The 15,965-nt window shown below is 42.2% G+C and carries 8 protein-coding genes; 4 read left to right on the top strand and 4 right to left on the bottom strand.

What is annotated here, in order from left to right; all coding sequences use genetic code 11:
* Positions 1 to 10 precede the first annotated feature (10 nt).
* Entirely contained in the window at positions 11 to 2,440 is a 2,430-nt protein-coding gene (gyrB, locus tag BANH1_RS00185) for a DNA topoisomerase (ATP-hydrolyzing) subunit B (RefSeq protein ID WP_015397438.1), read from the bottom strand.
* A gap of 617 nt (positions 2,441 to 3,057) precedes the next feature.
* Between gyrB and BANH1_RS00190 the strand changes: the two genes are divergently transcribed.
* Entirely contained in the window at positions 3,058 to 3,873 is an 816-nt protein-coding gene (locus BANH1_RS00190) for a transporter substrate-binding domain-containing protein (RefSeq protein ID WP_015397439.1), read from the top strand.
* 12 nt (positions 3,874 to 3,885) lie between these two features.
* Here the strand turns inward: BANH1_RS00190 and BANH1_RS00195 are convergent, their stop codons facing one another.
* Positions 3,886 to 5,418 (bottom strand): YifB family Mg chelatase-like AAA ATPase, encoded by a 1,533-nt coding sequence (locus BANH1_RS00195; protein WP_015397440.1) that lies wholly within the window; start codon positions 5,416 to 5,418, stop codon positions 3,886 to 3,888.
* Between the two features lie 408 nt (positions 5,419 to 5,826).
* Between BANH1_RS00195 and BANH1_RS00205 the strand changes: the two genes are divergently transcribed.
* Together BANH1_RS00205 and BANH1_RS00210 are read left to right on the top strand one after the other, a co-directional pair.
* Positions 5,827 to 7,785 (top strand): autotransporter assembly complex protein TamA, encoded by a 1,959-nt coding sequence (locus tag BANH1_RS00205; protein ID WP_015397441.1) that lies wholly within the window; start codon positions 5,827 to 5,829, stop codon positions 7,783 to 7,785.
* Positions 7,785 to 12,443, top strand: a complete 4,659-nt coding sequence (locus BANH1_RS00210) for a translocation/assembly module TamB domain-containing protein (protein ID WP_015397442.1) — start codon at positions 7,785 to 7,787, stop codon at positions 12,441 to 12,443. Before BANH1_RS00205 ends, BANH1_RS00210 begins: the two co-directional genes overlap by 1 nt.
* A gap of 34 nt (positions 12,444 to 12,477) precedes the next feature.
* Here the strand turns inward: BANH1_RS00210 and BANH1_RS00215 are convergent, their stop codons facing one another.
* Together BANH1_RS00215 and infC are read right to left on the bottom strand one after the other, a co-directional pair.
* Positions 12,478 to 14,244 (bottom strand): ABC transporter ATP-binding protein, encoded by a 1,767-nt coding sequence (locus tag BANH1_RS00215; protein ID WP_015397443.1) that lies wholly within the window; start codon positions 14,242 to 14,244, stop codon positions 12,478 to 12,480.
* A gap of 215 nt (positions 14,245 to 14,459) precedes the next feature.
* Positions 14,460 to 14,978, bottom strand: coding sequence for a translation initiation factor IF-3 (gene infC, locus BANH1_RS00220; RefSeq protein ID WP_015397444.1), 519 nt, complete (start codon positions 14,976 to 14,978; stop codon positions 14,460 to 14,462).
* A gap of 202 nt (positions 14,979 to 15,180) precedes the next feature.
* Here infC and BANH1_RS00225 point away from each other — a divergent pair, with 202 nt between their 5' ends.
* Positions 15,181 to 15,960, top strand: coding sequence for an alpha/beta hydrolase (locus BANH1_RS00225; RefSeq protein WP_041583139.1), 780 nt, complete (start codon positions 15,181 to 15,183; stop codon positions 15,958 to 15,960).
* Positions 15,961 to 15,965: the final 5 nt, after the last annotated feature.

Below are 15,965 nucleotides of genomic sequence, written 5' to 3' on the forward strand. Positions count from 1 at the left end.
AAGAATGTTTTTAAATATCAAGGTTAGAAACGCTTAAGGCATTATCTTGAATAAAAGCTCGACGTGGTTCAACCTCATCGCCCATTAAACGGGAAAAAAGTGAATCTGCGTCTGTTGCATCATTGATTTTAACTTGTAAAAGAGAGCGTGCGTCAGGATCAAGAGTTGTTTCCCAAAGTTGTCCAGCATTCATTTCCCCAAGACCTTTATAACGCTGTAGATTTATGCCTTTTTTACCATTCGTAAAAATGCTCTCTAATAGGCTAACCGGCCCAAAAATTCTCTCTGACTTATCTTTACAGCGTAGAAGCGGCGGCGGATCATATATTTCTGCGAGATTTTGGGAAATTCGGTCAATTTGACGTGCATCTGACGAATTTATAAGCCCCATATCAAGGGTAATAACATCTTTAACTCCACGTAAAACGCGCTCAAAACATAATCCTCCATCTGCTGTGCTATGACCACTCCAACCGCGTTCCATGTCATCGGCAACTAAGTCAAGGCGATGTATTACTTTATCTATCGTTGTTTGAGTTTTTTGCGGTGTCGCAAAGGCTTCAGAACTAAAAATACCGGCAATCGCTGCTTGCTCAACGACAGTACGGTCATAGCGTGTATGAAGACCGTTTAAAAGTTGGCGTAATACGCGGGCATTTTCTATAAGTTGGCGCAAATCGGCGCCGGCGCGAACCTCACCTGTTGACAATTCCAACGTTGTTTCTTCTAAACCGGTATCAATCAAAAATTCCTCGAACGCTACTTCATTTTTGATGTATTGAGAAGATTTACCGCGTGACACTTTATAAAGGGGTGGTTGAGCGATATAAAGATGGCCGCGCTCGATCAATTCGGGCATTTGTCTAAAAAAGAAAGTAAGAAGAAGGGTACGAATATGCGCGCCATCGACATCTGCGTCTGTCATAATGATGATTTTATGATAACGCAATTTGTCAGGTGAGAATTCGTCTTTTCCGATGGAAGTGCCAAGAGCGGTGATAAGGGTTCCAATCATTTCAGACGAGAGCATTCGATCAAAACGTGCTCGTTCGACATTAAGAATTTTACCACGTAAGGGCAAAATTGCTTGATTTTGGCGCGAACGCCCGCTTTTAGCTGAGCCTCCAGCTGAATCTCCCTCGACAATAAAGATTTCCGATTTTGTAGGATCGCGTTCCTGACAATCAGCGAGCTTACCTGGTAACGAAGTGATATCAAGAGCCCCTTTTCGTCGTGTGAGTTCGCGCGCTTTGCGCGCTGCTTCACGCGCTGTAGCAGCTTCTATCACTTTACTGATGATAATTTTTGCTTCACTGGGGTGTTCTTCCAGCCACGCTGAAAGTCCTTCATTTACCAAATTTTCAACGACAGGGCGCACTTCAGAAGAAACTAACTTATCTTTCGTCTGAGAGGAAAATTTGGGGTCGGGAACTTTAACTGAAAGGACAGCAGTCAACCCTTCTCGGCAATCATCACCGGTTAAGTTAACCTTTTCTTTTTTTGCGATACCTGAGGATTCGGCATAACCATTGATTTGGCGTGTTAATGCGCTGCGAAAACCAGCTAAATGAGCCCCACCATCGCGCTGAGGAATGTTATTGGTAAAACATAATACTTTTTCATGATAAGAATCGTTCCACCACAAGGCAACATCTACGCTTATCCCCTCCTTTTCGTTTGAAATATAAATAGGGTTACCGATGAGTGCTTTTTTTGTCTTGTCAATATATTTTATAAATTCGATGAGCCCACCTTCGTAATGCAGTTTTATTGATTGAACGTCGGCATGGCGTTTATCAACGAGGAGAATATGTATACCCGAATTTAAAAAGGCTAATTCTCGTAAACGGCGTTCCAAAGTTTCAAAATCAAATTGAACCATAGTAAATGTTTCAGGGCTTGGTAAAAAGCTAATTTCTGTTCCACTTTCTGTGTCACAATCACCGACAATTTTGAGGGGGGAATCTGCAACTCCATGGGTGAAGGACATTTCGTGTATTTTACCATTGCGCCTGATTCGGAGCCGTAACCAAACTGACAACGCATTGACAACAGAGACACCGACACCGTGTAACCCACCTGAAACTTTATAAGAATTTTGATCAAACTTTCCACCAGCATGAAGCTGCGTCATGATGACTTCAGCCGCTGAAACGCCTTCTGTTGGATGGATGTCGGTCGGAATTCCACGCCCATTATCACAAACAGAACAGGACCCGTCGCCATGGAGTGTAACATTTATGAAAGTGGCATGACCAGCCAAAGCTTCGTCAATAGCGTTGTCTACAACCTCATAAACCATGTGGTGTAAGCCTGAACCATCGTCGGTATCGCCAATATACATGCCCGGACGTTTACGCACAGCGTCAAGACCTTTGAGGACTTTGATGGAAGAGGCACCGTAGTCACCATACGTCGACGAGGTTGTTTCATCACTCATAAGTCAATCCATTTCTGTAATTTAATTACGACATTCTATTAGCTTTTTTTGTGCTCAACGTTCTAATGAGTTATTTGTAGAATAACCATACTAGACGTTTAACGTATATCAAATTGATATTCAATATCTGTCGATATATGGCAGGCGTCGCGTTTTGTGTATGTGTGCGGCATGGAGTTTGTCAATTCTGCGTTGAGACATTCCAAAGGTACAGACACCCACAAAATAAGTTTTAGTTTTCCATTATAGAATAAAAACAAGAGGATAATTGCGGATAGAATTGAGATAAGGCTGATCGCAGAGAAAGGACCCTAAATGTTTTATGTCTACACCTAAAAATATTGTCCTTTGTATTTTTGTTTGAGGAAATCTTTAACAAAGTTTGCGCTATATTACAGATATGCCGCGAAAATAGTATGGAAATTTTGAAGTTTTTGTCCATTTTGAGGGATATTAAGCATTTTAGCTTATTAAATTTTCCTGATAGTTTGGTTAAATGCGTTAAATCTTTTTAAGGAAAAAAGGGGCGACCTTTTAGCTTTGAAAATCAAGGAGCAAAGAGCTTGAAGACGAATAAATCCGTGAGTATAGCCAGTACTCTTAGTGGAATTTTATTTATGGCGTCGGTGTTTTTTTTGTCATCTTTTGCACAAGCTAAAATGTCGGGGATATTACCCCTTTTTTTTAACGCGCGTGAAAATTTGGTGCAACCGGACATAACGGGCGTAACTCGCTTACGCTTTGTGACGACCTTTGATTTTCCTCCTTTTAATTTCCTTGACGAAACAGGACGCGTTGCAGGTTATAATATCGATTTACTGCGTGCTATTTGTGTAAAATTGAACCTCGAAAGAGTGTGTGAGGTGGAAGTTATTCCTTGGGAAGAATTAATAGATCACGTTAAAAACGGGGGAGCAGAAGCAATTATTGCTGGTTTAAAAGAAACAAAAGAAACGTCTCAAGATCTCATTTTTACACAAACTTATTTGCGTTTTCCTGCTCGATTTGTTGCTCATCAATTTTTTGATTTTGATGAATCAATAAATGACAAAATTATACGTCTAAAGAGTGGATTTTTGACCAAAAGTGCGCACGAAAAATTATTTCGTAATTATTTCCCTAAAGCCAAATGGCAAGGATTTAGTGACAGAGCGGCGCTTTATAAAGCGTTACAGAATCGCGAAATTGATCTTATTTTCGACGATGGGCTAGCTTTATCTCTATGGTTAAATGATTCACAATCGGCAGGTTGCTGCCATTTTATTGGGGGCGCTTATATGGCTCCACAATTGTTAGGAAGTGGAATGCAGATTGCCGTTGCAAAAAAGAATGCAAAATTAGTTGACATGATGAATTATGCTTTGCGATCTTTAGAGCGTGATGGCAAACTTACAGAGCTCTATTTGCGTTACTTTCCGATCAGTTTTTACTGATGAATAATTCCCTTAGATGATTGCTGCTAACCTATCATTTCCCAATCGATAGGAGATGGCTTCTGCAAGATGATGACGCGAAAGATGAGTTTCTGCATCGAGATCAGCGATGGTACGGGCAACTTTAAGGATACGGTGATAAGCACGCGCAGAAAGGTGCATTTTTTCGCTAACATCCTTCAGTAAGGCCATAGCATTTTTATCAGGAACAGCAATTTTCTCAATAATCTTGGCCGGGCAATCACCATTAGTGCGGATATGGGGGAGACTCAATGTGGTAAAACGTTTAGTTTGAATAGCGCGGGCTTGCGCAACGCGTTTTGCTACATTACAGCTTTTCTCTGACTGCTCTGGTTGCATAAGGTCCATGGCCGTTAAAGCAGGGACATCAATGCGTAAATCAATTCTATCGAGTAAAGGGCCGGAAATACGAGCTTGATAATCAGTTTGACAGCGCGTTCCTTTGGCGCAAACATGGCCTTTTTCACCTGCCATGCCGCATCGGCAAGGATTCATCGCCGCAATGAGTTGGATACGAGCAGGATAGGTGATATGATGATTAGCGCGGGCAATGACACATTCCCCGCTTTCTAGAGGTTGGCGAAGAGAGTCGAGGACTTGCGGGGAAAATTCAGGCAATTCATCAAGAAATAAAACGCCGTTGTGGGCGAGAGATACTTCTCCTGGCCGCCCTTTGAGGCCGCCGCCGATCATTGCGGCCATAGAAGCAGAATGATGGGGGGAACGAAAGGGACAGTGGAGTGAAAGAGCGTTATGCGTTGTCGCTCCTACGATAGAGGCAATTAAAGAAACGTCTAAAAGTTCACGGCTATCGAGGAGCGGTAAAATGGAAGGTAAGCATTGGGCTAGCATAGATTTACCTGCGCCGGGGGGACCCACAAATAGGAGGTTATGCCGCCCAGCTGCACAAACTTCTAAGGCACGTTTAGCGGTTTTTTGTCCTTTAATTTCGGAAAGATCAGGTAGTCCAGTTTGGACCGTGTATTGGCGTGGTTGCGGCCGTTTTTGAATCTGAATTCCTTTAAAATGATTGATTATAGTGAGAAGAGTATCAGGTGCGACGATATCCATCTCTGCATTTGCCCATGCAGCTTCAGGACCGCACTGATAGGGACAGATCAATCCTTTGTTTAACGATGAAGCTGTCATTGCAGTTGGTAAAACGCCATTAACAGCAGCAATAGATCCATCTAATGATAATTCACCCAAAATGATGTAATTTTGCACCACTTCGGGGGGAAGGAGTTCCATAGCGAGCATTAAGCCTATGGCAATTGGCAGATCATAATGCGACCCTTCTTTAGGCAAATCAGCTGGCGCAAGATTGACGGTAACCCGTTTATTAGGCATAGAAAGCCCACAAGCACGGAGGGCTGCTTGCACGCGTTCGCGGCTTTCCGCAATGGCTTTATCTGCTAATCCGACGATGGCCATCCCTATTTTGCCAGAGGTGATCATAACCTGCACATCAACAGGGACCGCCTCTAAACCGCGAAAAGCAACCGTCGTGACACGCGCGACCATTGATTTGTCCCCCCCTTTTTACTGCGCAGAAACAATCATATCTGTACATAAAAATCAAGAAATGTCTGTACAGTTTTTTGATAAAGAAATCTACGTAAAGAGCTTTGCGGCGTGATTATAAAGAGCGATTTGTACAAATTTAACCATGACGATATACGATCAGATAAAATATTTAAAATGAGCCAGATTGGCTATGTTAAAAAAAGGAAATAAGACTATTTTGTTCCTTAGCGGTCCAGAATTCTGCGAGCGTAGGAAAAACGTGACGTCACGCATCTTAAGTACAAATGTTATGCAATATAAAGAAACACGCGAAGAATCTAAAAGTGAGTGTTTTTCTTTTTTTTGCTACGTTGACGTTATTTATAGATGAAGTGGTGAAAATATTTATTGAGAGTATCTGGGCCGATGTCGTATCGAGCGAAATGGAAATTTGGGCTTGTTCGTAGCGTGTTTGTGGGCGTGTGTTTAATTTTCGCTTTTCCGCAGCCGCTCGCGGCTTTTGAACTTTTCGGTATTCATCTTTTCGGTAAAAAAAAGACAAATTTTCCTCCACGCGATACTAATAGTGCGGAGAAATTCTATGAAGTTGATATTGTTACACCGCCAGGTGCACCATCAGCGGGCGTAAAAATAGTTAAGGCTGTGTCTTCTCTTATTGCTGACAAAAATAAGGCAGTGCTTAGTTCTTCTGGATTGTTGGCTAAAGCTCGCTCAGATTATAAGGCAATCCTCTTCGCACTTTACGCAGATGGACGTTACGGCGGTGTTATTAGTATTAAAATTAATGGTGCAGAAGTTGCTAATTTAAGCCCTGTGATTCAATTGCCAGACCGGTCTAGGATTATTATTACAATCGATGCCGGCCCGCAGTATATTTTTCGTTCTGCGCGTGTTAATACAGTTACTCAGTGTGCAAAATATCAAACAGACAAAATGCTTTCCGTCGAAGATTTAGGCTTTGAAGCCGGTGCCATCGCAAAATCTGAAACGATTCTCAAAACAGAACAGCAGGCAATTAAGGGGTGGAACCAAAAAGGTTATGCTAAAGCCAGCGTAGTCAGTCGTGATGTTGTCGCTGATCATGCTAAGCGTCTCGTTGATGTACAGATTGTGATTGATCCCGGGCGAGAAGCTTATTACGGTTCTTTAAATGTGCGTAATGTGAGTGAACAGCCGCGCGCGGATTCGGCCTATGTTGCATGGATGACAGGGTTGAAGGCTGGCCAAAAATATAATATTAACGAGCTGGCGAAGGCCAATGAGCGGCTCGTCCGACTCGGTGTTTTCCGCTCCGCAAATTTGCGCGAGGCGGATGAAATTAGTTCTGATGGTCGTTTACCATTTACGCTCATTTTAGAGGAACGTAAGCCGCAACGTTTCGGTGTTGGTGGCAGTTATTCAACACTAGATGGTGCGGGTCTCGAAGCTTACTGGATGCATAGAAATCTTTTTGGTCGTGCAGAACGTTTGAAAATTGAGACAAAAATGAGCGGTATCGGCAATAGCCGAACAAAGTCTTATAATCCAAGTAATTTTAATTATCGTTTTGGAGCAGAATTCACCAAACCCGGTATAATCACCCCCGACACTGATTTTAGAGCGGAGCTGAAAGTACAACGAGATATCTTAAATAATTACACTACAACGGCTGTCAAAGGAAAGTGGGGTATCACACACCTTTTCAATGATAATTTATCAGGGCGGATTGTTGTGGCACTTTCTAACGGTTATTCGCGTGATAATTATTTCGGAGGTCGTAATTTTACGACTATTGGGGTACGAAGCGGTATAATTTACGACAGCCGTGATGATCAGCCTAATGCTACAAAAGGTCTGTATGGTGAAGCGATTTTTGAACCACTGTACGAAATGCGTCTGCATAATTTTGCGACAAAAATGACGATAGAAGGCCGTTCTTATTTAGCGCTTGATGCGCGGGATCATTTGATTTTTGCAACACGAGCGAAGCTCGGTACGATTATTGGTAGTGATACACTGCGATTGCCGTCAAGTGCACTTTTTTTTGCTGGCGGCGGCGGGTCTGTCCGCGGTTATGCTTACCGCAATATTGGAATCAAAACGAAAAACGATACTGTCATCGGAGGGCGCGCGTTAGTTGAAGGTTCAGCTGAATTACGTTTTGCTGTAAGTGATAAAATAGGTCTTGTCAGTTTTATTGATGGGGGGCTTGTAGGAGAAAAAGCGTTTTTTGATTTTTCACAAAAAATAAAATGGGGAGCAGGTATTGGGGGGCGTTATATGACAGATATCGGGCCCTTACGGTTTGATTTAGCGTTTCCTCTTCAGCGGGAAAGAGGTGACCCTAATGTTGGTTTTTATGTAGGTATAGGGCAAGCATTTTGATGAAAAAAATAGTGCGTTTAAGTATTTTCTTGCTTGGATTATCCCTTCTTTTCATAGTTGGTTTTTTTGTTTTTGCGCTGAGAGATAATTTATTTTCTAGTTCTAGCGAAGCGACAGTAGGTGGTCATTCATTGCTTGTCTCTTTCATAGAACGCAAACTTTCAGCACCCAATCGCCAAATTCGTTTGCATAATGTACGAGGAATGATGTCTTCTCGAGCGTCAATTGGCTCTATTACTGTAAGTGATAATGAAGGCATCTGGCTCGAAATTACGGGTGCTAAGATAGATTGGAGCCGGTTAGCGTTGCTAAAAGGGCGTATTGAAATTGATGAGCTTTTGATAGAGCACGTTACGTTTTCACGTAAACCGCGGAGTTCTTCCTCCGGTTTTTCTTTCGAGGCTGGTCAGTTTTCCGTGCCCAAATTGCCTGTAGCTATTTCCGTTAACGCGCTTACGGTTGAGCATGTGGCCTTTAAAGATGACCTTTTTGGTCTTCCTGCTGATCTGTCTCTGAAAGGGCACGTGATTCTAGCCAGTGATAAATTTGACGCTGATATAGCGGCTCATCGCCTAGATGCACCGGGTCGTTTTTCGTTTTTAACAAAAATATCCAACGACAAGCGCACAGCTAAAATTAATATTGCTACTGATGAACCAGAAAACGGCATTTTAGCCCATATTCTGGGTGTCAAAAAATATCCTGCGGTCAATCTCGCCGTTAAAGGTGATGGCACTTTTGATGATTTGTTTATCACGCTCCGTTTGGAAGCCGATCGTCGACCTATTTTAGATGGTGATGTTGCCTTTGCAGGTACTTCAGAAGGTTACAATTTTTCTTCCAAGTTAGTGGGTGCAGTTGGTCTTTTAGTGCCTTCTCAATATCGCGGCCTCTTTGGATCAGATGCTGCATTAAAAATAGAAGGGATTATAACGAAAGAAGGCGCAGTGCGACTTGATGATATAATTATTCAAGATAAGGCTATAAATGTCGTGGCTAAAGCAGAAACGACAGCCGATGGGTTTTTGCGGCGTTTATTCGTTGATGGCAAAGCAATTTTTGATGAAGAAAATGAATCTGCTTGTTTCCCCCTATTAGGAAAAAAAACGTGTGTGGGCAGCATTGCTTTAAATATTGACTACGGCCGCGAGGGACAACAAGCTTGGAAGGGGAAACTTATTATACATCATTTGGGTAATGAAACTGTTCATATTAGCGATGCGGTCTTTGATATGGGAGGGAGTAGCGAAAATCTCGATAATTTAGCTTCTCGCCATGTTGGTATTCAGGTCGATGGACTTCTGCAGGGGATTACGAGTACCAAAGATGTATTAACAGGTGACCTAGGCCAAACGGTTCATGTGCATTTAGATACAGATATTGCTTCTGGAAAACCGACATTGGTTCGCGATTTTAGTATTATGGCTCAAGACTTTTCTCTTTGGTTAAAAGGAAAAATAGATCATTTCGTCTTTAAAGGTGATCTTGGTTTAAACGCAAAAGAATTAAAACTCCTTGGTATGTTAAGTGGGCAGCCGCTTTCCGGTGGTGCAAATTTTAAAGCCAATGGAGTGATTAGTTTAGTTGGCAGCATTTTTGATCTTGAATTGTCGGGGACCGCTGATAACGCGAAAATAGGTATAGAAACTGTCGATTATTTATTGAAAGGGAACCTCACTTTTTCAGGCGGCGCCGCCAAGAATACGAAGAATTTGATTGTACGCCATTTGCATTTGAGAAATCAACATACCGATATAAAAGCTAACGGCCGTTTTTCGAATAAAAATGTTAAGATGGATTTTCGCGCCCAAATGTTCGATCTTGCTATGCTGGATTCGAGGATGAGTGGCGCGGCCACGATACAAGGCGCCGCCCGAGGACACAATAACGTCATAATGATTAGCACGCGCTTGCATATTGCTGAAGCGTTTTTGGTGGGTAATAAACTTCAGAATACAGTGCTCAATATCAATGCACTCTTGAATAATACATCGCCAGTTTCTCCTTATGTGACTGGTTCCGCAGAAGGCAAGGGGATTTTTGCCAAGAAACCATTGCAGTTATCTGTTTCTTTCAACAATTCCGACCAGATGTGGAAGATTCGGGGCCTCAATATTAAAGGAGGCGATGCAAAGGTAATAGGTGATTTTTCTCAAACTCTTGGGGGTTATGTAAAAGGTGCCTTGCATATCGACGCTAACGATATCTCAGCGCTCGCCGCGTTATTTTTGCAGGAAGGTACCGGAAAAGTGATGGGAGATTTTGTCTTTGAGGAACAAAATGGTAGACAAAAGGCCAATCTGAAAGCGCATATTGATCATCTGGTCTTGGCAGAAAATGAAGTCAAAAAATTAGCAATACAAGCTGACATATCCGATCTTTTTGGTCCGGTACAATTCGAAGGCTTTGCTAACGCAGAGCATATCCAGACACCGTGGATGGTGGTCAATCACCTCAATGCCCATGCCAATAGTGACGATGGGCGGACATCCTTCGATGTTCAAGCAAGGGTGCATGATGATATAAATGCCCAGTTTTCTGGTCATTTGGTTACAATGGGATCACCAGCAGGTGTGAAACAGAAAATACTGCTCGAAACTATGGATGTGAAGCAATCCAATTTTCGTGGAACATTACTCAAGCCAGCTACGATTATTGTGGGCGAAGATGGAGTCTCAATCAGTGAATTAGGACTTTCTGTTAATGAGGGAAAAATTGTTCTTATGGGTAATATTCATGATTCTCTCGATTTGCATCTCACAATGAGCGCTGCTCCTTTTGCTTTAGCAAATTTATGGAAATCTGATCTCGGCGCTGATGGCACTTTGACGGGAAAGATTATGATTCGTGGTAGTCTTGAAAAACCTAATGTGGTCTATGATGTAAAAGGTCAAGGACTGAAAGTGGCCGCTCTCCAAGAAAAAAATATAACGCCCCTTGCACTTTCCGCCACAGGTCAAATGGTAGACAAGATCTTATCTGTGCACGCAGATTTTACGGGGGAAGAGCTACAAGCACAAACACAGGGAACTATAACTTTAGATGAAAATAAAATCGGTATAAACGTCGATTTGCAAAATTTTCCCGCACGATTGGTCAATAGTTTTATCCGAGGACAGGCCTTAGGGGGCACGATGGCGGGCAAAATCAATATTGGTGGAAAATTGAAAGATTTGTCTGCTCATTTTGAGCTTTTTGGTCGAACTATGACGGTCATAACTCATAATGGGCCGGTGCCGGTGAATATGAACGTTAACGGTTTTTACGAAAAATCGATGTTTCATATTGAGCGTGCGACGGCAACTGGCCCCAAAGAGCTGAATCTTTCTGTAAATGGACATATTTCTTTGAATAATCCGGAAATCGGGCTGAATATAAAAGGTACAATGCCCCTTACGTTTGTTGATCCATTTTTAGCTGAGCGTGGTGCGCAGGTAACAGGGGTAGCAAAAATTGATGCTACTCTCGATGGTATATTGCTTAAACCTAAGTTGATTGGATCTTTGTCTGTGATTAATGGCAGTTTTTTCGATTCACAAACAAATTTAGGATTAAGTAATATAACGCTTGAGGGCAAGTTGGATGGCGACTACATTATTTTAAAGCGCGCCAGCGCTCGTTCATTTGGGGGGGGAGCCGTTTCTGCTTCGGGCCGTATTTCTGACGATTTGCAAGCAGATTTGGTAATTCATCTCGATCATGCCAATTATAACGATGGATCCACAATTTTTGCGACATTAACCGGAACAGCGACAGTGACTGGCCATTTTTTGCATGATATTATTATTGGCGGTGATGTTACAGTCGAAAAAGCTGAAATTTTTGTTCCTGATCATTTTCAGGGCTCAACATTACTTGATGTCAAACATAAGCATTTAACAAAACCAATTGAGGAAACGCTTGAGCGTACTTATTTTGACATTTATAGCCGCACTCACGATACGCCGGAGGAATCTCCCTCTGCCTTGCGCTTAAATATGCGCATTAACGCGCACAATAAGTTTTTTGTGCGTGGTCGTGGTTTAGATGCTGAATTAGGGGGGCGCATCAGCCTAACTGGTTCATGGCGCGATGTGCGCCCAGTTGGTGAGCTTCAGATGATTCGTGGACGTTTTGACATTCTTTCACAGCGTCTCGATTTCGATCAAGGGCAAGTAAGTTTTAGCGGTAATTTTAATCCTACTGTTTATTTTGTTGCCAACAGCAACAGTGGCGATATCAGCGTCGCAGTAACGTTAAGTGGAACTATTCATAATCTCGATGTGAATTTTTCTTCACAACCCGTTCTACCGCAGGACGAAGTGCTAGCGCGCTTGATTTTTAAGCGTTCTCTCAGTGAATTATCGCCGTTCCAAATTGCTCAGCTCGTTGCGGCTGCAGCTGAACTTGCAGGTGCTACTAATACATCCTTGTTGGAAGCTTTACGGAGTAAAATTGGTCTCGATGATCTTGACGTCATCGTTAATGAAAATGGCAAAACGGGTTTACGTGTTGGACGTTATATCCGCGATAATATCTACTTTGGCTTTGAAGCAGGATCGGATGGGACAACGAAAGGAACAATTAATTTGGATATCTCACGTCACCTTAAAGCTAAAGGCGCCATAGGGAACGAAAAGAATTCCAGTTTCGGTATATTTTATGAAAAGGACTATTGAATATTAGGAGCTTCTAGGAGCTACTTGCTTATGTTTAAAGCTCTTGCTTCTTGAATTGGAGATTATGCAATTTTTTAAAAAAGCCTCCCTTTTTTTCTAATAATTCCGATTGCGTGCCTTGTTCAATGAGTTGCCCATTTTGTATTACAACGATTTTATGAGCTTGCGCAATTGTAGAAAGGCGGTGGGCTATTACGATAGTAGTGCGTCCTGCAGTAAGGTGGTAAAGAGCTTCATTGATTTCTATTTCGGTTTGCGAATCTAACGCGCTTGTCGCTTCGTCAAGAATTAAGATTTCACTGTCATGAAGCATAGCCCGAGCGATAGCGATACGCTGCTTTTGCCCGCCTGAAAGATTATTCCCATTATCGCCTATTTGTGTGTCGTAGCCATCTGGCAAATTCATAATAAAATTATGAGCATTGGCTGCTTTCGCCGCTTCGATAATGTCGCTGTTACTGGCCCCTTCTTTTCCAAGACCGATATTATATTTAATGGTTCCTTGAAATAAAAATGTATCTTGCCCTACGTAAGCTATAAGATTCCGAAGGGAGCGGAATGTAATATAGCGAATGTCTTGATCGTTAATCAATATGCGCCCCCGCGTAGGGTCATAAAGGCGCATAATGAGGTTGATAATAGTTGATTTTCCAGAACCTGATGGCCCTACTAACGCTGTCATTTTTCCCGCTTCTATCTCCAAATTGAGATCATTTAGCACCATTTGATCACCTGCATAGGCGAAAAAAACGTGCTCGAAGCGGATAGAACTTCGCGTTTTATCAAGGTCCTTAGCCCCTTTATGTTCTACAACAGTAAGAGGATGATCAAGTATTTCGAACATAGTACGAGTACTCGCTAAACCAGACTCAATTTTAACGCGCAGATTTGCTAGCCTTTTAGCAGGTTCGTAAGCCAAAAATAGAGCGACAATAAAAGACATTAATTCGCCGTGAATACTTGCTCCTTGGCTTGCAAGATAACCAGAAAAACAGATAACCGCTGCGATAGCAATGCCGGCTAGTGTCTCCATAATCGGATTTGTAGCAGCTTCGAGCCTTGCGATACTATTTGCTTGTTTTTCGACATCCCGAATAGCTTTATCCATGCGCTTTTTCATCAATCTCTCCAATGAGAAGGCTTTGATTACTCGGATACCAGCAGCACTTTCTTGTACAACCTTAATAATTTCTCCGAGCGAAAGAAGCTCTTTTTCTGTGAGGCCGCGGATGCGTTTTAACGCTATTCGAACACCTAAAAAAGCGATTGGGCCTATTGTTAAGGTAATGACAGCTAATGTAAAATTTTGAATGAGCATAACAAGCAAAAGGCCAATAACAGAGAGCAAATCACGTACGAAGGTTGTGATAATGGTATCAATGACATTGCGAGCTGCTGTTGCGTTATGAGTCACACGAACGAGGAGATCAGATGAGGCATTATCGTTGTAAAACGAAACTCCCTGTTCCATAAGGCGAGCGTAGATTTTGCGCTGTTGTTCGGCGACGATACTATTGCCCGCTTTGCTCAGAAAATAAATCTGAGCAAAAGTTGAAATTCCTTTGAGGATAAAAACGAAGACGATAGCGCCAGAAATGGAAACGACCATATTAAAATTGCGCCCATCAATAACATAATTAACAACATCGCGCATAACCCACGCGCTGATCGCTGTAGTACCAGAAATGATGATCATCGAAAAAATAGCTGCGCTATATAAGAATACGTGTTTACGGAAATTTTCTTGTAAAAGGCGTATGATAAGGCGTTTATCAAAAGAAGATACTTGTTTTTTAACCATGGGCTATTTCTATTTTCTATCATTATTTATGCAAGGGTGAGGCGTTTTTCATAGAAGGAGCTTAGCTTTGTTTGAGGAAAATAAGCTTTATTTTATAGATTAGGCGTGGGGTTATAAATCAGACAACACCCGAACGGCCGCCCACTCCGCATTCTGGAGCACGCCTTCCTTCGCTTAATCCAAAAAAGCCACATGTGGTACGCTGCAAAGCGAGATTATTTAGGGACTATCACCATCACCATCTGACGGCCTTCAAGTTTCGGCTCAGATTCTATTTTAGCAATTTCGTTCGTATCTTCTTTAACACGCTGAAGAAGCTTCATGCCAAGATCTTGGTGCGCCATTTCACGACCACGGAAACGCAAGGTCACTTTCACTTTATCACCGTTATCAATAAAGCGGCGAACAGCCCTAAGCTTAACTTCATAATCATGAATATCAACATTCGGCCGTATCTTAATTTCTTTAATTTCGATGATTTTCTGCTTTTTACGCGTTTCAGCTGCTTTTTTCTGATTTTGGTATTTCAGCTTTCCTAAGTCGATAATTTTGCACACAGGCGGCTCCGCATTCGGCACGATTTCAACTAAATCGAGCCCCACATCCGCTGCCATAGCAAGCGCTTCCTGCGTTGCAACTACACCTTGATGCTGTCCCTCGACGTTAATAAGCTGAACGCAAGGGACCCGGATATCCTGATTGGAACGTGGCCCGTCTTTTTGATTAGACGTCATTTTAAATGGTCGGCGAATAGCTCATGCTCCTTAATTTTAATTTATCCACGGCATACTTTAATATACAATTACGCGCAGAAAAACAACTAGAATTCATGATTTTTCACTATTTGATTTACCACTTCAAGGTTTAACTTGGAGGATGGTAGTTTTTCTTTTATAAATTTCTCTCAAGAAAGAGAGGTCACGGAGGAAAATAATGATAGACCAAGATATTCCTTGTCAATTTTTTTCGTTCAAAAATGTGGCTCTTGCCGTACGTTACCGCAAAGGTAATCGCTCACCCGGTTTAGTTTGGCTTTCTGGTTATCAATCTCATATGCTGGGCGATAAGGCGGTAATGGTTGACGCTTTTGCTCGAAAAAATGATTTGTCTTGTTTACGGTTTGATTATTCTGGCCATGGAGAATCTCAAGGAGATTTTTTTCAAGGAACGATTTCACGTTGGGTAAAAGAAAGTTTAGCGGTTTTTGAAGCCTATTGTGAAGGGCCTCAGATTTTGATTGGTTCCTCTATGGGGGGATGGATTGCTATAAAGCTCGCTATGATGTTAGCAAAGAAAAATAAGGCATTGGCTGGTTTAGTATTGGTCGCACCTGCTCCCGATTTTACTCAAACCTTGGTGGAATCAGCTTTGGGCGAGGTTGAATGGAAGATTTTGGAAGAACAAGGCTATATCGAGCAGCCTAAAATTGACGATACGGAGCCATTATTGTTCACAAAAACACTCATTGAAGATGGGCGGGATAACTGTGTTATGAAAGGGTGTATCGATGTGGGGTGTCCAGTTTACATTTTGCACGGGATGGAAGATGAAAAGGTACCTTATCAGCATACATTAACTTTGCTTGATTATTTACCTTTGCATGATGTAACATTGACGCTCGTTCGTGACGCAAATCATCGATTTTCGCGCCCGCAGGATCTAGAATGTCTTGAAAGAGTGTTGGCGTCATTGACCGACCAGATTAGTGCAGAATAGAAGTC

The sequence above is a fragment of the Bartonella australis AUST/NH1 genome, assembly GCF_000341355.1.
Lineage (GTDB): Bacteria > Pseudomonadota > Alphaproteobacteria > Rhizobiales > Rhizobiaceae > Bartonella > Bartonella australis.

Bases quoted from the DNA above. Each gene is read 5' to 3' on its own strand.
- BANH1_RS00205 (WP_015397441.1), top strand. From the start codon at position 5,827: ATGTCGTATCGAGCGAAATGGAAATTTGGGCTTGTTCGTAGCGTGTTT.
- BANH1_RS00195 (WP_015397440.1), bottom strand. From the start codon at position 5,418: ATGGTCGCGCGTGTCACGACGGTTGCTTTTCGCGGTTTAGAGGCGGTC.
- BANH1_RS00210 (WP_015397442.1), top strand. From the start codon at position 7,785: ATGAAAAAAATAGTGCGTTTAAGTATTTTCTTGCTTGGATTATCCCTT.
- gyrB (WP_015397438.1), bottom strand. From the start codon at position 2,440: ATGAGTGATGAAACAACCTCGTCGACGTATGGTGACTACGGTGCCTCT.
- BANH1_RS00215 (WP_015397443.1), bottom strand. From the start codon at position 14,244: ATGGTTAAAAAACAAGTATCTTCTTTTGATAAACGCCTTATCATACGC.
- BANH1_RS00190 (WP_015397439.1), top strand. From the start codon at position 3,058: ATGGCGTCGGTGTTTTTTTTGTCATCTTTTGCACAAGCTAAAATGTCG.
- infC (WP_015397444.1), bottom strand. From the start codon at position 14,978: ATGACGTCTAATCAAAAAGACGGGCCACGTTCCAATCAGGATATCCGG.